General features: G+C 69.6%; 19 protein-coding genes and 2 tRNA genes. 17 read left to right on the forward strand and 4 right to left on the reverse strand.

Going from position 1 to position 18,837, the window contains the following annotated elements; translation table 11 throughout:
• Positions 1 to 5 precede the first annotated feature (5 nt).
• From ACFW2Y_RS08260 to ACFW2Y_RS08290, 7 genes are all read left to right on the forward strand, one after another.
• Positions 6 to 557: a DUF721 domain-containing protein gene (locus ACFW2Y_RS08260; RefSeq protein ID WP_384875273.1), complete on the forward strand. Its 552-nt coding sequence runs from the start codon at positions 6 to 8 to the stop codon at positions 555 to 557.
• Between the two features lie 364 nt (positions 558 to 921).
• Entirely contained in the window at positions 922 to 2,955 is a 2,034-nt protein-coding gene (gyrB, locus tag ACFW2Y_RS08265) for a DNA topoisomerase (ATP-hydrolyzing) subunit B (RefSeq protein WP_384875276.1), read from the forward strand.
• A 41-nt stretch (positions 2,956 to 2,996) separates the two neighbouring features.
• On the forward strand, positions 2,997 to 5,594 hold the full coding sequence (gyrA, locus tag ACFW2Y_RS08270; protein WP_384875278.1) for a DNA gyrase subunit A: 2,598 nt from the start codon (positions 2,997 to 2,999) through the stop codon (positions 5,592 to 5,594).
• Positions 5,595 to 5,700: 106 nt separating this feature from the next.
• Positions 5,701 to 6,264, forward strand: a complete 564-nt coding sequence (locus ACFW2Y_RS08275; RefSeq protein ID WP_384875281.1) for a DUF3566 domain-containing protein — start codon at positions 5,701 to 5,703, stop codon at positions 6,262 to 6,264.
• A 99-nt stretch (positions 6,265 to 6,363) separates the two neighbouring features.
• A tRNA-Ile gene (locus ACFW2Y_RS08280) sits at positions 6,364 to 6,437 on the forward strand.
• A gap of 146 nt (positions 6,438 to 6,583) precedes the next feature.
• Entirely contained in the window at positions 6,584 to 6,718 is a 135-nt protein-coding gene (locus ACFW2Y_RS08285) for a DLW-39 family protein (protein WP_003958712.1), read from the forward strand.
• Positions 6,719 to 7,037: 319 nt separating this feature from the next.
• Positions 7,038 to 8,333: a hypothetical protein gene (locus ACFW2Y_RS08290; protein WP_384875283.1), complete on the forward strand. Its 1,296-nt coding sequence runs from the start codon at positions 7,038 to 7,040 to the stop codon at positions 8,331 to 8,333.
• 91 nt (positions 8,334 to 8,424) lie between these two features.
• On the opposite strand, the gene ACFW2Y_RS08295 is transcribed toward ACFW2Y_RS08290, so the two are convergent.
• Both ACFW2Y_RS08295 and ACFW2Y_RS08300 read right to left on the reverse strand, forming a co-directional pair.
• Complete coding sequence (locus ACFW2Y_RS08295; protein WP_384875285.1) at positions 8,425 to 9,723, reverse strand: protein kinase; 1,299 nt, start codon at positions 9,721 to 9,723, stop codon at positions 8,425 to 8,427.
• Between the two features lie 66 nt (positions 9,724 to 9,789).
• Positions 9,790 to 10,344, reverse strand: a complete 555-nt coding sequence (locus ACFW2Y_RS08300) for a helix-turn-helix domain-containing protein (RefSeq protein ID WP_384875287.1) — start codon at positions 10,342 to 10,344, stop codon at positions 9,790 to 9,792.
• Between the two features lie 130 nt (positions 10,345 to 10,474).
• Here ACFW2Y_RS08300 and ACFW2Y_RS08305 point away from each other — a divergent pair.
• Positions 10,475 to 10,547 (forward strand) — tRNA-Ala (locus ACFW2Y_RS08305).
• Positions 10,548 to 10,993: 446 nt separating this feature from the next.
• Positions 10,994 to 11,362: a DUF6344 domain-containing protein gene (locus ACFW2Y_RS08310; protein WP_384875289.1), complete on the forward strand. Its 369-nt coding sequence runs from the start codon at positions 10,994 to 10,996 to the stop codon at positions 11,360 to 11,362.
• 205 nt (positions 11,363 to 11,567) lie between these two features.
• On the opposite strand, the gene ACFW2Y_RS08315 is transcribed toward ACFW2Y_RS08310, so the two are convergent.
• Positions 11,568 to 12,236: a DUF5324 family protein gene (locus ACFW2Y_RS08315; RefSeq protein ID WP_384875292.1), complete on the reverse strand. Its 669-nt coding sequence runs from the start codon at positions 12,234 to 12,236 to the stop codon at positions 11,568 to 11,570.
• Positions 12,237 to 12,419: 183 nt separating this feature from the next.
• Here ACFW2Y_RS08315 and ACFW2Y_RS08320 point away from each other — a divergent pair, with 183 nt between their 5' ends.
• A complete protein-coding gene (locus ACFW2Y_RS08320) occupies positions 12,420 to 12,947 on the forward strand; it encodes a peptidylprolyl isomerase (RefSeq protein WP_384875295.1) in 528 nt (175 codons plus the stop codon).
• Between the two features lie 22 nt (positions 12,948 to 12,969).
• Positions 12,970 to 13,839 carry a rhomboid family intramembrane serine protease gene (locus ACFW2Y_RS08325; protein WP_384875298.1) on the forward strand — a complete coding sequence of 290 codons (870 nt, stop codon included), beginning with the start codon at positions 12,970 to 12,972 and terminating at the stop codon, positions 13,837 to 13,839.
• A 326-nt stretch (positions 13,840 to 14,165) separates the two neighbouring features.
• Here ACFW2Y_RS08325 and crgA read toward each other — a convergent pair whose 3' ends face one another.
• On the reverse strand, positions 14,166 to 14,420 hold the full coding sequence (crgA, locus tag ACFW2Y_RS08330) for a cell division protein CrgA (RefSeq protein WP_384875300.1): 255 nt from the start codon (positions 14,418 to 14,420) through the stop codon (positions 14,166 to 14,168).
• A 140-nt stretch (positions 14,421 to 14,560) separates the two neighbouring features.
• On the opposite strand from crgA, the gene ACFW2Y_RS08335 reads away from it, so the two are divergent.
• The 6 genes from ACFW2Y_RS08335 to ACFW2Y_RS08360 all read left to right on the forward strand — a co-directional run bounded on the left by ACFW2Y_RS08335 (position 14,561) and on the right by ACFW2Y_RS08360 (position 18,768).
• The gene (locus ACFW2Y_RS08335; RefSeq protein ID WP_384875303.1) at positions 14,561 to 15,328 is read left to right on the forward strand and encodes a DUF881 domain-containing protein; all 768 of its coding nucleotides are present in this window, start codon (positions 14,561 to 14,563) and stop codon (positions 15,326 to 15,328) included.
• Between the two features lie 35 nt (positions 15,329 to 15,363).
• A complete protein-coding gene (locus ACFW2Y_RS08340; protein ID WP_384875306.1) occupies positions 15,364 to 16,041 on the forward strand; it encodes a class E sortase in 678 nt (225 codons plus the stop codon).
• Between the two features lie 64 nt (positions 16,042 to 16,105).
• Positions 16,106 to 16,267 (forward strand): hypothetical protein, encoded by a 162-nt coding sequence (locus tag ACFW2Y_RS08345; RefSeq protein ID WP_384875309.1) that lies wholly within the window; start codon positions 16,106 to 16,108, stop codon positions 16,265 to 16,267.
• Complete coding sequence (locus ACFW2Y_RS08350; RefSeq protein WP_384875312.1) at positions 16,264 to 16,902, forward strand: aminodeoxychorismate/anthranilate synthase component II; 639 nt, start codon at positions 16,264 to 16,266, stop codon at positions 16,900 to 16,902. Before ACFW2Y_RS08345 ends, ACFW2Y_RS08350 begins: the two co-directional genes overlap by 4 nt.
• Positions 16,899 to 18,053 carry a class E sortase gene (locus ACFW2Y_RS08355; RefSeq protein ID WP_384875314.1) on the forward strand — a complete coding sequence of 385 codons (1,155 nt, stop codon included), beginning with the start codon at positions 16,899 to 16,901 and terminating at the stop codon, positions 18,051 to 18,053. Before ACFW2Y_RS08350 ends, ACFW2Y_RS08355 begins: the two co-directional genes overlap by 4 nt.
• A 37-nt stretch (positions 18,054 to 18,090) precedes the next feature.
• On the forward strand, positions 18,091 to 18,768 hold the full coding sequence (locus ACFW2Y_RS08360) for a class E sortase (protein ID WP_384875317.1): 678 nt from the start codon (positions 18,091 to 18,093) through the stop codon (positions 18,766 to 18,768).
• Positions 18,769 to 18,837 lie beyond the last annotated feature (69 nt).

Here is an 18,837-nt window from a genome sequence, read left to right on the forward strand (position 1 = left end):
CGGGGATGAGCGAGCAGCCGGTCGACCGGCCCGCGGCGCCCGTGGCGGCCGAGCCCTCGGGAGTCGACCTCGCCCGGGTCGCCCTGCGCGCGGCCAAGGAACAGGCCCGGGCGCGCGGTGCGGCCGCCCAGGAGAAGAAGCAGGCCCGGCGCGGCGGGGGGTTGCGCTCCGGCGCGCGTGCCGACGGCCGCGACCCGATGGCGCTGGGCGCAGCGATCAACCGGCTGATCACCGAGCGGGGCTGGGAGACGCCGGCCGCCGTCGGCGGGGTGATGGGGCGCTGGCCGCAGATCGTCGGCGAGGACGTGGCGAAGCACTGCGTACCGCTGAAGTTCGACGACGAACCCGATGTGCGGGTGCTGACGGTGCAGTGCGACTCGACGGCGTGGGCCACGCAGCTCAGGCTCCTGGCACCGCGGCTCGTCGCACGGCTCAACGAGGACCTGGGGCACGGGACCGTACGGATGATCAAGGTGCTCGGGCCCGGTGCGCCCCGGCGGGGCTACGGGCCGCTGCGCGCGCCGGGGTCCGTGGGGCCCGGCGACACGTACGGATAGGGAGTCCGCTCCCCGGAAGCAGTCCGCACGGGGCCTGCGCGGGGTGGGGGCGGTCCCGGGCGGCCGTCGACGGTGTCCTTTCCTTCCGTGCCCGCCCGGTCCGAACGCATGCCCGAGGCATGGTCCCGGAACAGTTGCCCACAACGCGCTACGGCTCGAAGCGCTGGGTGGTGGTCAGGGCGTCCTGGAGCCCCTATCCGAATATGGGGAGTCGTCTCGCGTCCGCCCAGGGCGGCACATGCGCATTCAGGTACCGGCAAACCCCCATGACTGTCAGCGCTACCGGTAGACTGGGAGACAATCCCGCCATCCTGCGGAACATGTCGAATGACGCAGCCGCTCCCGTATGCCCGGAGAACGGCCTGTGCTGTGCCAGAAAGGGCGCTTCGTGGCCGATTCCGGCAACCCCAACGAGAACAACCAGTACACCGCCAGCAACATCCAGGTACTCGAGGGCTTGGACGCGGTGCGCAAGCGCCCCGGCATGTACATCGGCTCGACCGGTGAGCGCGGTCTGCACCACATGGTGCAGGAGGTCGTCGACAACTCGGTCGACGAGGCCCTGGCCGGTCACGCGGACACCATCGACGTGACGATCCTGGCCGACGGCGGCGTGCGCGTCGTCGACAACGGTCGTGGCATCCCGGTGGGCATCGTCCCGTCCGAGGGCAAGCCGGCCCTCGAGGTCGTCTTGACCGTGCTGCACGCGGGCGGCAAGTTCGGCGGCGGCGGCTACGCGGTCTCCGGCGGTCTGCACGGCGTCGGCGTCTCCGTCGTGAACGCCCTGTCCACCAAGGTCGCCGTCGAGGTCAAGACCGACGGTCACCGCTGGACGCAGGAGTACAAGATGGGCGCCCCGACCGCGCCCCTCGCGAAGCACGAGCCGACCGACGAGACCGGCACCTCGGTCACGTTCTGGTCCGACCCGGACATCTTCGAGACCACCGAGTACTCCTTCGAGACGCTCGCGCGCCGCTTCCAGGAGATGGCCTTCCTCAACAAGGGCCTCACCCTGACGCTCACGGACGAGCGGGAGTCCGCGAAGGCCACGGTCGGTGCGGACGACCCCGAGGCCGCGGCCGCGGCCACCGAAGCCACCGCGCGCACGGTGAGGTACCACTACGAGGGCGGCATCGTCGACTTCGTGAAGTACCTCAACTCGCGCAAGGGCGACCTGATCCACCCGACCGTGATCGACCTCGATGCCGAGGACAAGGACAAGAACCTGTCCCTCGAGGTCGCCATGCAGTGGAACAGCGGCTACAGCGAGGGCGTGTACTCCTTCGCCAACATCATCCACACGCATGAGGGCGGCACCCACGAGGAGGGCTTCCGCGCGGCGTTGACCTCGCTGATCAACAAGTACGCGCGCGACAAGAAGCTGCTCCGCGAGAAGGACGACAACCTCACGGGCGACGACATCCGCGAGGGCCTGACCGCGATCATCTCGGTCAAGCTGAGCGAGCCGCAGTTCGAGGGCCAGACCAAGACCAAGCTGGGCAACACCGAGGTCAAGACCTTCGTGCAGCGGGCGGTCTACGAGCACCTCAACGACTGGCTGGACCGCAACCCCAACGAGGCCGCGGACATCATCCGCAAGTCGATCCAGGCGGCGACCGCCCGCGTGGCCGCCCGCAAGGCGCGCGACCTGACCCGTCGCAAGGGGCTGCTGGAGTCGGCCTCCCTCCCGGGCAAGCTGTCCGACTGCCAGTCGAACGACCCCTCCAAGTGCGAGATCTTCATCGTCGAGGGTGACTCCGCCGGTGGTTCGGCCAAGTCCGGTCGCAACCCGATGTACCAGGCCATCCTGCCGATCCGCGGCAAGATCCTGAACGTCGAGAAGGCCCGCGTCGACAAGATCCTGCAGAACACCGAGGTCCAGGCGCTGATCTCCGCCTTCGGCACCGGTGTGCACGAGGACTTCGACATCGAGAAGCTCCGCTATCACAAGATCATCTTGATGGCGGACGCCGACGTCGACGGCCAGCACATCAACACCCTGCTGCTGACCTTCCTCTTCCGCTTCATGCGACCGCTGGTCGAGGCGGGGCACGTCTACCTCTCCCGCCCGCCGCTGTACAAGATCAAGTGGGGTCGGGACGACTTCGAGTACGCCTACTCGGACCGGGAGCGGGACGCGCTCGTCGAACTGGGCAAGCAGAACGGCAAGCGGATCAGGGAGGACTCGATCCAGCGCTTCAAGGGCCTCGGCGAGATGAACGCCGAGGAGCTGCGGGTCACCACCATGGACGTCGAGCACCGCGTCCTCGGCCAGGTCACCCTGGACGACGCCGCCCAGGCCGACGACCTCTTCTCGGTGCTGATGGGCGAGGACGTGGAGGCGCGCCGCTCGTTCATCCAGCGCAACGCCAAGGACGTTCGCTTCCTCGACATCTGAGTCGGTCTCAGCTGACCGTACGAAAGGACTGACGACCAGCAATGGCCGACGAAAACACCTCCGGCACCACCGAAGAGCAGGAGCCCGTGCTGCGGATCGAGCCCGTCGGGCTCGAGACCGAGATGCAGCGCTCGTACCTCGACTACGCGATGTCCGTCATCGTGTCCCGCGCGCTGCCCGACGTCCGGGACGGACTCAAGCCCGTCCACCGGCGCGTGCTGTACGCGATGTACGACGGCGGCTACCGGCCCGAGAAGGGCTTCTACAAGTGCGCCCGCGTGGTCGGCGACGTCATGGGCACGTACCACCCGCACGGCGACTCCTCGATCTACGACGCGCTCGTCCGCCTCGCCCAGCCGTGGTCGATGCGGATGCCGCTCGTCGACTCCAACGGCAACTTCGGCTCCCCGGGCAACGACCCGGCCGCCGCCATGCGCTACACCGAGTGCAAGCTGGCGCCGCTGTCGATGGAGATGCTCCGTGACATCGACGAGGAGACCGTCGACTTCACGGACAACTACGACGGCCGCAACCAGGAGCCGACGGTCCTGCCGGCCCGCTTCCCGAACCTGCTGGTCAACGGATCGGCCGGCATCGCCGTCGGCATGGCCACCAACATCCCTCCGCACAACCTGCGCGAGGTCGCGGCCGGAGCCCAGTGGGCCCTGGAGCACCCCGAGGCCAGCCACGAGGAGCTCCTCGACGCGCTGATCGAGCGGATCAAGGGCCCGGACTTCCCCACCGGCGCGCTCGTCGTCGGCCGCAAGGGCATCGAGGAGGCGTACCGCACCGGTCGCGGCTCCATCACCATGCGCGCGGTCGTCGAGGTCGAGGAGATCCAGAACCGTCAGTGCCTGGTGGTCACCGAACTGCCCTACCAGGTCAACCCGGACAACCTCGCGCAGAAGATCGCCGACCTGGTGAAGGACGGCAAGATCGGCGGCATCGCCGACGTCCGCGACGAGACCTCGTCCCGGACCGGCCAGCGACTGGTGATCGTCCTCAAGCGCGACGCCGTCGCCAAGGTCGTCCTCAACAACCTGTACAAGCACACCGACCTGCAGACGAACTTCGGCGCGAACATGCTGGCGCTCGTCGACGGAGTGCCGCGCACCCTCTCGCTCGACGCGTTCATCCGCCACTGGGTGACGCACCAGATCGAGGTCATCGTGCGCCGGACCCGCTTCCGGCTGCGCAAGGCCGAGGAGCGCGCCCACATCCTGCGCGGCCTGCTCAAGGCCCTCGACGCGATCGACGAGGTCATCGCCCTCATCCGGCGCAGCGAGACGGTCGAGGTGGCCCGCGGGGGCCTGATGGACCTGCTGGAGATCGACGAGATCCAGGCGAACGCGATCCTGGAGATGCAGCTCCGCCGACTCGCGGCCCTGGAGCGCCAGAAGATCATCGCCGAGCACGACGAGCTTCAGGCGAAGATCAACGAGTACAACGCGATCCTGGCCTCGCCGGAGAAGCAGCGGGCCATCGTCAGCGAGGAACTGGCAGCGCTCGTCGAGAAGTTCGGCGATGACCGTCGCTCCAAGCTGGTGCCCTTCGACGGTGACATGTCCATCGAGGACCTGATCGCCGAAGAGGACATCGTCGTCACCATCACACGCGGCGGCTATGTGAAGCGGACGAAGACCGAGGACTACCGCTCGCAGAAGCGCGGCGGCAAGGGCGTCCGCGGCACGAAGCTGAAGCAGGACGACATCGTCGACCACTTCTTCGTCTCCACCACCCACCACTGGCTGCTCTTCTTCACCAACAAGGGCCGGGTCTACCGGGTCAAGGCGTACGAACTGCCGGACGCCGGCCGGGACGCACGCGGTCAGCACGTGGCCAACCTGCTGGCCTTCCAGCCGGACGAGCAGATCGCCCAGATCCTCGCGATCCGCGACTACGAGGCCGCTCCCTACCTGGTGCTGGCCACCAAGGCCGGTCTGGTGAAGAAGACCGCGCTGAAGGACTACGACTCCCCGCGGTCGGGCGGCGTCATCGCGATCAACCTGCGCGAGCGCGAGGACGGCAGCGACGACGAGCTGATCGGCGCCGAGTTGGTCTCGGCCGAGGACGATCTGCTGCTCATCTCCAGGAAGGCGCAGTCGATCCGTTTCACCGCCACCGACGAGGCGCTTCGCCCGATGGGGCGGGCCACCTCGGGCGTCAAGGGGATGAGTTTCCGCGAGGACGACGAACTGCTCTCGATGAATGTCGTCCGGCCCGGTACGTTCGTCTTCACCGCGACCGACGGCGGGTACGCGAAGCGCACCCCCGTCGACGAGTACCGCGTCCAGGGCCGTGGCGGTCTGGGTATCAAGGCTGCCAAGATCGTGGAGGACCGCGGCTCACTCGTGGGCGCGCTGGTGGTCGAGGAGACCGATGAGATCCTCGCCATCACGCTCTCCGGCGGTGTGATTCGTACGCGAGTCAACGAAGTCAGGGAGACCGGCCGTGACACCATGGGCGTCCAGCTGATCAACCTGGGCAAGCGCGATGCCGTCGTCGGCATCGCACGGAACGCCGAGGCGGGTGGCGAGGACGAGGACATCGACGACGTCGAGGGCGCCGTCGAGTCGGTCGAGGTCGAGGCCGAGGCAGTCGAGGGCACGGAGCCTTCGGCCGGCGAGCACGAGGAGTAAGAGCGTGAGTGGAGCCACGGGTACCGGATCGGCGGCTGCCGGAGCTTCTGCTGGTGCCGGAGCGAACGGTGCCCGTGGCCCCGCCACGGACTCCCAGGGGGTTGCGGTGACGGACACCCGGGGGCAGCAGCCCCCGTACGAGACGTACAACGGGCCACTGCCCGGCGAGCGCGCTGGTGCGCAGCAGCCGAGCGGGCCCTACCACCCGCCGCAGGCGTACACCGGTGCGTCGGGCGGTACGGCGGGTGGTCAGACCGGTGCCGTGCGCCGGCCGCGGACCGGGGCGCGCACGACGCCCCGGACGCGCAAGGCACGGCTTCGGGTGGCCAAGGCCGATCCGTGGTCGGTGATGAAGGTGAGCTTCCTGCTCTCCATCGCGCTGGGCATCTGCACGGTGGTGGCCGCGGCGGTGCTGTGGATGGTCATGGACGCCATGGGCGTCTTCTCGACGGTCGGCGGCACGATCAGCGAGGCCACGGGGTCGAACGAGTCCAATGGCTTTGACCTCCAGTCGTTCCTGTCGCTGCCGAGGGTGCTGATGTTCACCTCGGTGATCGCCGTGATCGACGTGGTTCTGATGACCGCGCTCGCGACGCTGGGCGCCTTCATCTACAACCTCTCGGCCGGTTTCGTGGGCGGTGTGGAGCTCACGCTCGCCGAGGACGAGTAGCCTGCCCGGGGCCGGTCCCGAGTATCGATTTTGGGACTGGCCCCGACGTGCGCTAATGTTCAGGAGTCAGCGAGCGGGACACACACCGCGAAGCACGGCGGGGCTATAGCTCAGTTGGTTAGAGCGCATCCCTGATAAGGATGAGGCCACAGGTTCAAATCCTGTTAGCCCCACAGCACGATCGACCCGGATGGTTCCTCCATCCGGGTCGATCTGTTTGTGCGAGGTTTGAAGCCGGTACAGGTCACCGATCGGTATCGGTCGATGTGTAGAGTGGGCGACAGAAGTCTCCTACGTCAACGAAAGACGAGGTCGCGCGGTGAAGAAGCTTCTCCTGGTCGCACTGGCCGCCATCGGCGGGCTCCTCGTGTACCGCCAGATCCAGGCGGATCGCGCCGAGCAGGATCTGTGGACGGAGGCGACCGACTCCGTGCCCGCAGGTTCCGGCGTCTGAGCGACGCACACACTGTGGATGAAGCCCCGGCCGCGCGAGCGGACCGGGGCTTCACCGTTCCGGGAACGCAGCACCCTCCGGCTTTTGCTGAAGTGAACAAAGGTGTTGCTCAAGCAAAAATTTGGCCGTGGGCGTCCTGTGCGCTGCAGTCCCGTGACGCAGGACCGATCCACGACGCCGGCGGACACCGAAGGCGCGGGCGGGGCAGGATGGACCGGCACCAGGCCCGCCGCGGGAGCGACGGGCGCGGGTGCTGCGCGCGGGGGCGTGGACCGGCCTCCGCCGGGCGCGGCGCAGGGCGGGACGAACGGGAGAAGGCGTGAGCACGCAGACCGGGAGGCGGACCGGGACCGGCCGGAGGGCGGGGGCCCTGATCGTGGTGGCCACGGTGCTGGGCGTGGTGGCGGCGCTGCCCGCCCAGGCCCGGGCGACCGGAGGGCCCGAGGTCCCGTCGTACGCCTTCGACGGTTCGGCCCAGCGGATCCAGGGTGCCGCCTCCAGCTTGGACGCGAAGGAGCTGAAGCCCGGTCAGACGTACCGGGACACCCTCAAGAAGGACGGCAAGGTCCACTACCGGATCAACCTCGACAACGAGCGGAACACCTACGTTTCCGTCGTCGCCGTTCCCCAGCCCGGTGGCAAGGTCGAGTACGGCGACGGCTTCAGGATCAGCATCCAGGACGGCTCCGGCGCCGAGTGCAGCTACCAGAAGGTCAACTTCGCCTCCGCCGAGTACGCCCGTCCGCTCGCCGGTTACGCCCGCCGGACCGTCGTCCCGGGGAGCAGCAGGTGCCAGACCGAGGGCGCCTACTACGTGCTGGTCGAGCGCGAGTCCGCGACGGCCTCCACCCCGGACGACTGGGAGTTGGAGCTCCGGCACGTCACCGAGCCGCTCCTCAAGCAGCCGGGCCCCACCGAACTCCCCAAGACCTGGGAGTCGGGCACGCCCGCACCGCCGGCCGGAGGCCAGCAGAGACGGCAGGGCGGTGCCGGGTTCCACGAGGCCGTCGCCCTGCGGGAGGGCGAGTGGCGGGCGGACATCCTGCCGGGCCAGACCCTCTTCTACCGGGTGCCCGTCGACTGGGGACAGCAGCTCCACGCAAGCGCCGAACTGGGCAGCGGAGTCAAGGGCGATCTGGTGAGCAACGCGCTCAGCCTCACGCTCGACAATCCTGCCCTCGGCTTCGTCGAGATGAAGACGGTCAGCTACACGGGGAAGCCCGCCACGCTCGTGCTCGCCCCGCTCCGGCCGGTGGCCCACGAGAACCGCACCTCGTACAACGTCGCCACCAGCGGCATGAGGTTCGCCGGCTGGTACTACCTGTCGGCCACGCTGAGCCCGAAGATCGCCGCGGAGTACGGCGACGCCCCGGTCCCGCTGACGCTTCGGGTGACCGTCAAGGGCAGCCCGAAGGGGGAGCCCGGGTACGACGGGGACCCCGGGACGTTCACGGTGACCACGGGGGACCGGGAGGCGGCGGCGAAGGGCGTCCCCGGAGCACCGGCGGAGACGAACGGCACCATGGTGCTCGTCGCGACCGTGGGCATCGGCACCGGGACCGCACTGCTGCTCGTCCTCGGCGCCTGGACCCTGCTGGCCCGTCGGCGGGCGTGAGCCGGACGCCGCGCCCCCCCGGCGGGAGGGGGGAGCCCGCCGGAGCCGTGCCTCCGGCGGGAGGGGGAGACGAGCCGCGGGCGGAGCGGCCTCAGACCTGGCCGAGCGCCCAGAAACCGACTGCGAGGCACACCAGCGCGAGCAGCAGCAGCGGGACCGCGACCTTCGCGGGCGGGCCCGGCCGGCGTCCCGGTACGAGGGCCGTGGGCCCGGTGTGCGGGGCGGGTGCCGGGGCGTGGGCCTGCACCGGAAACGGTGCGGGGTGGGTGACGGAGGGCTGTCCGTACGGCGCCGCACCAGCGGGATCCGGCACCGGGGCGGGCGGGGGCAGGGGGAAGCTGCCCGTCTCGGAAGGGCTGGGGAGCGGAGGGCGTCCGGGGGCGGCAGCCGTGAACTGCGTCGGAGGGCGGTACGGCTGGTGCGGGGAGGGCGCCGGCGGCTGTTCCGGCCCCGGTGGGGACGGCTGGACCGGTATCGGGACGGGGCGTTCCGCCGGGACCGCTGCCGGCCCCCGTGGCCCTTCCGGGCCGAAGCCGGCGGGCAACGGACCGAGCCGGTCGAGGATCTCCACCGGCCCCTCGCCGGAACCGGGCTCCGGCAACAGCTCGACGGCGGAGGCGAGCGCCTTGCGCGCTCCCGTGGCGGACCGGAACCGTGCCTGTGGGTCGGGTTGGAGCAGACCGGCGAGAACCTGCCACAGCGGCTCGGGAACCCCTTGGGGGGCGCCGGGAGTGCCATGGGTGAGGAAGTGGTCGACCAATGCCTGTGAGTCCGGCTTGCTGCCCTTCAGGAGGTGGAGGCCGACCAGGCCGACGGCGAACAGATCGGCGGTGAAGTCCGGTTCCGCCCCGAGGAGTTGCTCCGGTGCGAAGTAACCGGGCGTGCCCACGACGTAGTTGGTTTCGGTGAGACGGGGCTCCCCTTTGCGCATGGAGATGCCGAAGTCGGACAGCCGCAGGTGGGGCCGCCCGGTGCCGGTGACGTCCATGAGGACGTTGGCCGGCTTGATGTCCCGGTGCACCACGCCCTCCGCGTGGACCGCGGCGAGGCCTGAGAGCAATTGGTCGAGCAGGACGCAGACGAAACGCGGCGGCAGCGGGCCGTAGTCCCCGATGACGTGCGCGAGGGAGCCACCGGCGACCAGGTCCATGGTGAACAGGACCTGGTCGTCATCGGCGGCCCAGCTGGCCGGGGCGAGGACGTGGGGGTGGTCGATCCGCAGCGCCTGTTCGCGGACGAACCGGAGCAACGTGTGGGCGTCGCTCTGCTGGAGCACCTTGGCCGCCACGTAGCGGCGGCGCCGGTGGTCCCAGGCCCGCCACACCGCGCCCGCCCCGCCGCGCCCGATCGGGTCGACCAGCTCGTACCGACCACCGAAGACCTCGCCCATCGCGTTGCGCCCGCTCCCCGTCTGCGTCGTTTCCCCGCGGTGCCCGGTCGACCCACCGGGCCTGCGTCAGTTCTGGTGCGACTCGTAGTGGGCGACTGCTTCGGCGGTCCGTCCGGCGCCGTACACCCGGAGGAACTCTGCCAGCTCCGGGTGGGACGGGGCGAGCGAGTCGGCGGCGTCGATGATGTCACCGGCGGCTGCCACGGACCGCAGCAGCGACTGGATCTCACGGACCACCCGGCGCACGGTCGGCGCGCCGGAGCTGGTGCCGAGGCCGGTCTGGCTCGTGCTGGTGAGGACGGAACCGCCCTGAGACTTCTTCACCTCGTCCATCCGTGCCGTCGCCTCGGCGGCGCTGACACTGCCGTCGGCGACCTGGCCGGCGAGCTCCTGGAGGGCCTGGACGCGCTGCACGACCGCGGGGTTGCCGATCTTCGCCCGCTGTCCGCTCATCAGCTGGGACAGCATGGGGGCGGAGAGCCCGAGCACGGCCGCGAGCCTCGCCTGGTTGAGCCCGAGATCGTCGATCAGCCGGCGGAAGAGCGCTCCCAACGGCTCTCCGTACCAACTGCGCTGAAGCTCTCTGGCTCTTGCCGTGGCTTCCTGCTGCGCTGCGTCCATTGCCCTCTCCCCATCCCTTAGGTTCGCCACTGCGAACCTCGATCAGCATCTTACGGAGAGTGGTCGCTGACCGGGAGACCCAATCCTTTTGCCTGACATGGGGGGTGACCCGGTACGCTGTTCTCGTTCCGGGGCCTTAGCTCAGTTGGTAGAGCGCTGTCTTTGCATGGCAGATGTCAGGGGTTCGACTCCCCTAGGCTCCACTCCTCAATGCCCTTCGAGCTGCCGAAAAGCAGTCTCGGAGGGCATTTTTCGTGTTTCCGCGGGGAAGCAACGGTGTCCTGCGGAGCGCAGGAGGGGCGTACGGACCCCGAAGGGCGCGGTGGTCGGGCGGCATCCCCTTGCCGGGGTGCGGGCCCGCGGCGCGGCCCGCACAGTCCGACTCGTGGTGGTGCGGGGCCGTCGGCGGCCCGTCGGTCGATCCGCACGGAAGCAGGGCGATCCGCACGGAGGCCGGGGCGCTATCGGAGGCCGGTGTGGTGCCGGGGGCCAGGGCGGTGCTGGTCCGGACGGGTGGTGTTCATCGGAAGAACTGCGCGGTGGCGGCGTCGGTGCGGGGAAAACCGGCCTACGTGCACATCATGAGGAAGGTATGTAAAACGCGCAAAACGAAATAAACCATTCGAGAAAGCCACGAAAGTGAGGGGCCATGGCCGCCGCCAAGGTCAAGCAGATCTGGACCGTCTTCCTTTCCGTCCTCTTCGCCCTGCTCGCCTCCGTCGGCCTCGCGGGCACCGCCGCCGCCTCCCAGCAGCCCGCGGTCCAGCAGCCCGAGGAGTCGGCCGCACCCGCCGCGCCGGTCTCCGTCCCCTCGGAGCGCACGCTTTCCGTACCGGCACAGCGGACGCACCGGTGGCCGCTCGTCGGGGACCGCTCCCTGCCGCCCACCATCAAGCAGCGCATCGCCGCCGAGGCCCACGGTTCCGCGCCCGCCACCCGGCAGCGGTCGTCGTCGACCGTCGCGGCCGAGAACGACCCGGCTGCCCTGACCGAGCTGGCGCTCGCAGCGGCGGCCTGAGCAGCGGGGAGCGGACGACGCGTACGGCACCCTCCCCACCACCCCGCGGGCAGGACCCGTGGAGCACCTCAAGGCCCCGACGGGGACCCCGGTGAGGGCTCCGGGAGCACCCGCAGAAGAACCCCGTAGGACCTCTTAGGACCCCGTGGGACCCGGCGAGGCTCGGGCACCCCAAGCGGTGGAACCCCGGCAGGAGCCCGGCGGCTCAGCGGCTTTCGTCGCGGTCGGCGGCTTCCGCAGCGGTCCCGCCCTCCGTGTCGAGGGGAGTCCCGCCACCGTCGACGGACGACGGTGAGGAGTCCTCGTCCACATCGGTCGGCGCGGGAGGCTCCACCAGCCAGTCGGGATTGGCCTGGCTGTCCCACCACTTCCAGGCGGCGAACGCGCCGCCGGCCAGGACGACGAAGACGGCGAGTCCCTTGACGAGACGCCCGGCCCTGGCCCGACGCTCGTGCTTCTTCACGATCTTCTTGATTTCCTTCGGCGTCACCTGACCGCGCAGCGCGGCCCAGGCGGCGGTGGAGCGCGCCCCGGCCTCGTCGAGGACAGGACCCGTGGCGGCAACCGCGTACTCGACGCGCGGAACGGTGTAGTCGGCCGCTTGGCGGGCGGCCTCACGGGTCTTGACCGCCGCGAGGTGTGCGGCTGCGTCGACCCGCGGCGGCACGTGCGGTGCCACATGGGCGTCGTACTGCACACGAGCCTGATGAGCGGCCTTCGAGAGCTTCGGTGCGAGCATCGCCCGCGCCTCGTGCGCGTAGTGCGCGGCCTGGTCCTTGGCCGTCTCGGCGTACGGCGCCACCACTTCCGCGGCGTGCAGGACGCTCTCCTTCGCCGAATCTGTCGCGGCGCGCACGCTGTCCATGCGGGTCACAGGACTCCTCCTCCTCGGTGGCGATGTCGGTTTTTCACCTTTCCATCCTTTTCGGAATCATGCCCGCCGGAGCCCCGTCCGGCATGTGGGGCGGGCATCCGGGGCATGCGAGGATCGGACACGCCAGGAACAGACCTGACATGACGCGAGACGACGCGTCACGACGTGGGACGGAAGGCGACCGTGGCCGAGCAGCTGTACGCGATCCTGAAGACGAGCCTGGGCGACATCGAGGTGCGGCTGATGCCGTTCCACGCGCCCAAGACGGTCCGCAACTTCGTCGAGCTCGCCTCCGGCGAGAAGGAGTGGACGCACCCGGCCACCGGCACGGTCTCTTCGGATCCGCTCTACGACGGCACGGTCTTCCACCGGGTCCTCAAGGGCTTCATGATCCAGGGCGGTGACCCGCTGGGGAACGGCACCGGCGGGCCCGGGTACGAGTTCGCCGACGAGTTCCACCCGGAGCTCTTCTTCGACCGTCCCTACCTCCTGGCCATGGCCAACGCCGGTCCGAACACCAACGGCTCGCAGTTCTTCATCACCGTCGCCCCCACGACCTGGCTGAACCGCAAGCACACCATCTTCGGCGAGGTGGTGGACAAGGAGAGCCGGAAGGTCGTGGACGCGATCGCGACGGTCTCCACCGACCCGCACACGGAGCGTCCGCTCCAGGACGTGGTCATCGAGTCCGCGGTGATCGAGAAGCGCTGAACCGGAAGGGACGGAACCTCCCATGGACACGCAGCCCGGCCTGGTGCGCTGCTACCGCCATCCGGAGGCCGAGACCGGCATCCGCTGCACGCGCTGCGAGCGCCCCATCTGCACGCAGTGCATGATCTCCGCGTCCGTGGGCTTCCAGTGCCCGGAGTGCGTGCGGAACGGCTCGGGCACCGGTCACGCCTCGGACGCCAACCAACCCCGCACGCTCGCGGGCGGCCGGGTGGCGGCGGACGGCCGCCTCGTCACCAAGGTCCTCATCCTGATCAACCTGGCGCTGTTCATCGCCGTCCAGGTGGTGGGCGACCGACTCGTCGACGACCTCGCGCTCATCGGCGGCGGCGGAGTGGTCCTGCCGAGCGGTGAACCGGTCGGGGTCGCGGAGGGCGAGTGGTACCGACTGCTGACCTCGGCCTTCCTCCACCAGGAGATCCCGCACTTCCTCTTCAACATGCTGGGCCTGTGGGTGATCGGCGGGATCGTCGAACCCGAGCTGGGGCGGATCCGGTACGCGGCGCTCTGCCTGCTCGCCGGGCTGTCCGGCTCCGCACTCGCCTATCTGCTCTCCCCGCACAACCAGTTCTCGCTGGGGGCCTCCGGCATCGTCTACGGCCTGCTCGGCGCCTGGGCCGTGCTGGCCCGGCGCAGGCGGCACGACATGCGCCCGGTGTTCCTCTTCGTGGCGCTGTCCCTGCTCCTCACATTCACCCGTCCGGGGATCTCCTGGGAGGCGCACATCGGCGGCCTGGTCGCCGGCGCCCTGGTGACATACGCGATGGTGCACGCGCCGCGGGCCCGACGGGACCTGGTGCAGTACGGGGTCTGTCTGTTGGTGTTGCTGGTCGACCTGGGGATCGTGCTCGCCCGTACGGCGGCGCTCACCTGAGCGTGGAGGGCTGTGGAAGAGCTCTCTTGTGAGCTTTCCCCAGAGTTATCCACAGTGTGTGGTGGATCCTCTCCGCTCTGTGGGGAAAGCGGACGCCCCTCGTCTCTGACCTGGAATTTCTCCAGGGAGGCGAGGGGCGCATGGCGTTTGAGCGAGAGTGATTCCGGTCATACCGGCGTCAACCTCGCGTGAGTTATCCACAGATCTTCGTAAGTTATCCAGTGCTGTGCACAACGCTGTGGATAAGCTCGGGGGAGAGCTTGACGAGTGACTGGCACGACCGCTAGGTCGCCTCGGCTGCGTCCCCCCCGGCTACCTTCCCCCAGCTATTTCCACTGGGTGGAGACGCCGAAGCCGGCCGCGATGAAGCCGAAGCCCACCACGATGTTCCAGTTCCGGATCGACTCGATCGGCATGGAGCCGTCGGTGACGTAGAAGACCACGATCCACACCAACCCGATGGCGAACAGCGCCAGCATCACGGGCGCCACCCAGCTGCGGCTGGTCAACTTGATGTTGGTGGCCTGCTTGGCGGGCGGGGGCGTGAAGTCGGCCTTCTTGCGGATCCGTGACTTCGGCACGAGGGACTCTCCTGTCGATGCGCTGCGTGACCGCGCAGGGAACTGTGGCTGGCGCCGGGATGTGACGAAGGAGGACGGCGACGTCCCCCAGGCGTCCGTTAGCGTAGTGCTTCCGCGGCACCGAAGGGGATCAGGGTACGTTGAGCAATTCCGCCGACACTCCCAGCGGGCCGGGCCGCACCACGAGGTGGCGCCCCGTCCGGGTGCTCACCCTTGCCGTTTTCGCGCTCGCCGGGCTGATCTTCGTCACGAGCTTCAACACCGCCAAGGGCACCAACATCCGTACGGACGCCTCGCTCCTCAGACTCTCCGACCTCATCGAGGAACGCAGCCACAAGAACGCCGGCCTCGACGAGTCGACCTCCGCGCTCCGCACCCAGGTCGACGCCCTCGCCGCCCGGGACGACGGCTCCACGCGGGCGGAGGACGAGAAGCTCGCCGCACTCGAAGCGAGCGCCGGAACCAGTGAGCTCTCCGGCGCCGGCCTCACCGTCACCCTCAATGACGCCCCGCCGAACGCCCGTGCCGCCCCCGGCTACCCCGAGCCGCAGGCCAACGACCTCGTCATCCACCAGCAGGACCTCCAGGCCGTGGTCAACGCCCTGTGGCACGGCGGCGCCCAGGGCATCCGGGTCATGGACCAGCGGCTCATCTCCACCAGCGCCGTGCGCTGCGTCGGCAACACCCTGATCCTCCAGGGCCGGGTCTACTCCCCGCCGTACAAGATCACCGCCGTCGGCGACCGGGACGCGCTCACCAGGGCGCTGGCCGACTCCCCCGCGCTCCAGAACTACCAGTTGTACGTCAAGGCGTACGGGCTCGGCTGGAAGGTGGACGAGCACAAGAAGGTGACTCTTCCGGGGTACTCGGGCACAGTGGACCTCCATTACGCGCAGCCGGCGGGCTGACGTCGGGCAGGGGTCGACCGGGGGGAGCCGGGGCCGTGACGGTACGACGGGTCGTGCGGAGCCTCAGCGAGCTGTGCATCACCGTGGGCGCCCTGGTCGTCCTCTTCGTCGCCTACCTCCTCTACTGGACCGGCGTCCGGGCCGAGCAGGCCGGCTCCGCCCGGATCGACACCCTCCAGAGGGAGTGGACGAGTGCGCCCGTCGCCGGCCCGCCCGCACCCGCCCGGGCACGGACGCCCTACGCGCCGGGCCGGGGCATCGCCGTGATGTACGTCCCCCGCTTCGGCCGCGACTGGAAGTGGCCCGTCCTCGAAGGCACCGGGCCCGGCGTGCTGAAGCAGGGACTCGGGCACTACCCCCGTACCGCCCGGCTCGGCGACACCGGCAACTTCGCCGTCGCCGGCCACCGCCGGACCCACGGCGATCCCTTCAAGGACTTTCCCCGGCTGCGCCCCGGCGACGCGGTGGTGCTCACCGACGGCACGGCCTGGTACACGTACCGGATCGACCGGGGTCCCCACCGGACCGTTCCCACCGACACCGCCGTCGTCGATCCCGTCCCCCGGAAGTCGGGCTTCACCGGTCCCGGCCGCTACCTCACCCTCACCACCTGTGACCCCGAGTGGGGCAGCAGCCACCGCCTGATCGCGTGGGCCCACCTGGACGCCACCCGCCCGGTGACCGACGGCCGTCCACAGGCTTTGGACAGCTGACCCCCCAGGCCCCCCGCGCCCCGTACTCTGGTCCCGTAACGAACGGAAAGGGGCGGTCGACGTCATGTACGGCTGGATCTGGCGGCATCTGCCGGGCAACGCATGGGTGCGGGCGCTGATCTCGGTCGTGCTGGTCCTCGCGACCGTCTACGCCCTCTTCCAGTACGTGTTCCCCTGGGCGGAACCTCTGCTTCCGTTCAACGATGTGACGGTGGACGGCCAGTGAGCGCGCGAATTCTCGTCGTCGACAACTACGACAGCTTCGTCTTCAACCTCGTTCAGTACCTCTACCAGCTCGGTGCGGAGTGCGAAGTGCTCCGCAACGACGAGGTCGAGCTCAGCCATGCCCAGGACGGCTTCGACGGCGTCCTCCTCTCGCCCGGGCCCGGCTCGCCCGAACAGGCCGGGGTCTGCATCGACATGGTCCGGCACTGCGCCGACACCGGGGTGCCCGTCTTCGGCGTCTGCCTCGGCATGCAGTCGATGGCCGTGGCGTACGGCGGGGTCGTCGACCGCGCGCCCGAGTTGCTGCACGGCAAGACCTCGCTGGTGACGCACGAGGGCCAGGGCGTCTTCGCCGGTTTGCCCTCGCCCTTCACCGCGACCCGCTACCACTCGCTGGCCGCCGAGCCAGCCGCCCTGCCGGCCGAGCTCGAGGTCACCGCACGGACCGAGGACGGCATCATCATGGGGCTGCGGCATCGTGAACTCCCGGTCGAAGGAGTGCAGTTCCACCCCGAGTCGGTCCTCACCGAACACGGACACCTGATGCTCGCCAACTGGCTGGAGCAGTGCGGCGACAAGGGGGCGGTCAGCCGGTCGACGGGGCTCGCGCCGGTGGTGGGCAAGGCCGTCGCGTGACGACGGGCTCGCCGTGGTTCCGGCCGGCGAACGGCCCGGCGCCCGAGCCGATACCCACGGACGCGTACGCGCCCGCCGAACCGCATGCGCCCGCCGAGCCGTACGCATCCACGGAGTCGTACGCGCCCACGGAGCCGTACGCGTCTCCCGAGTCGTACCCGTACGAGGAGTCGGCTCCCTACGCGGGCGTCCCCCAGGAAGGCCCCTACGAGCCCTCGTACCGGCCTCACGGGACCGGAGGGGCTCCGCAGCCCGGGCTGGACCAGACGATGCCCCTGCAGGCCGTGGAAGAGCACGCCGAGCCGGCCACCGCGCCACCCGCGGGGCCCGGGCGGGCCGAGCGCCGTCGCGCGGCCAAGGGCGGCCGGGGCCGGAGCCGGGGATCCGCCGGCTCCTCCGCGCCCGCTCCCTCCGCGTCCGAGGGGCGTCCCCTCACCCGGGTCGAAGCCCGGAGGGCCGCCCGCGCCGCCAAGGAGAGCGTCGGCGTCGTGGCCAGCCGGGTGGTCGGGGAACTCTTCATCACCTTCGGCGTCGTCATGCTGCTCTTCGTCACCTACCAGCTCTGGTGGACGAACGTCCTCGCCGGTCAGGCGACCGACCGGGCGAAGGAGCAGATCGAGGACACCTGGTCCAGGGGCGGCGCCTCCGGGGCAGAGGCCGCCTTCGAGCCGGGCGAGGGCTTCGCGATCATGTACATCCCCAAGTTGGACGTCGTCGTCCCCATCGCCGAGGGCATCAGCAAGACGAAGGTCCTCGACAAGGGCATGGTCGGCCACTACGGCGCGGGCAAGCTCAAGACGGCCATGCCCTCCGACAAGGAGGGCAACTTCGCCGTGGCGGGCCACCGCAACACGCACGGCGAACCCTTCCGCTACATCAACCAGTTGAAGCCCGGGGACCCGATCGTCGTCGAGACCCAGAACGCCTACTACACGTATGAGATGGCCAGCATCCTGCCGCAGACCTCGCCCTCGAACGTGTCCGTGATCGACCCCGTGCCCAAGCAGTCCGGCTTCAAGGGCCCCGGCCGGTACATCACACTGACCACCTGCACCCCCGAGTTCACCAGCACCTACCGGATGATCGTGTGGGGCAAGCTGGTCGAGGAGCGACCGCGCAGCGAGGGAAAGCCCCAAGCGCTCGTAGGCTGAGACCCCACACCTCAGGACGGGACGACGGGACGACCTAGTGGCACGTGCGCGCAATCGGATCGCCGGGATCATCAGTGTCTTCGGCGAACTCCTCATCACGGCGGGCCTGGTGCTCGGACTCTTCGTCGTCTACTCGCTGTGGTGGACGAACGTCCTGGCCGACCGCGCCGCCGACGCGGACGGCGCCCAGGTCCGCGACCAGTGGGCCGACCAAGGGCCCGGTGCGCTCGACACCAAGGACGGGATCGGCTTCCTCCACGTGCCCGCCATGGGCAACGGGGAGGTCCTGGTCAAGCGCGGCACCGGCAGCGACGTCCTCAACAACGGCGTCGCCGGCTACTACACCGAGCCGATCGAGTCCGCCCTCCCGCAGGACGCACGGGGCAACTTCACGCTCGCCGCGCACCGGGACGGGCACGGAGCGAAGTTCCACAACATCCACAAGTTGAGGACCGGGGACCCGATCGTCTTCGAGACCAAGGACACCTGGTACGTCTACAAGGTCTACAAGACCCTGCCCGAGACCACGAAGTACAACGTGGACGTGCTCCAGCCCGTGCCCGAGGAGTCCGGCAAGACCAAGCCCGGCCGCTACATCACGCTGACGACCTGCACGCCCATGTACACCTCGGACTACCGGTACATCGTCTGGGGCGAACTGGAACGCACCGAGAAGGTCGACCACGACCGGACCCCTCCGGCGGAGCTGGGCTGACTTCCCGGTCTGCTGGAGTCATCGGTCTCCCGGCGAAGGGGCGGGCCCCGGTCATCCACCGTGGATGAC

Source organism: Streptomyces sp. NPDC058877 (assembly GCF_042742855.1).
Classification (GTDB): Bacteria; Actinomycetota; Actinomycetes; order Streptomycetales; family Streptomycetaceae; genus Streptomyces.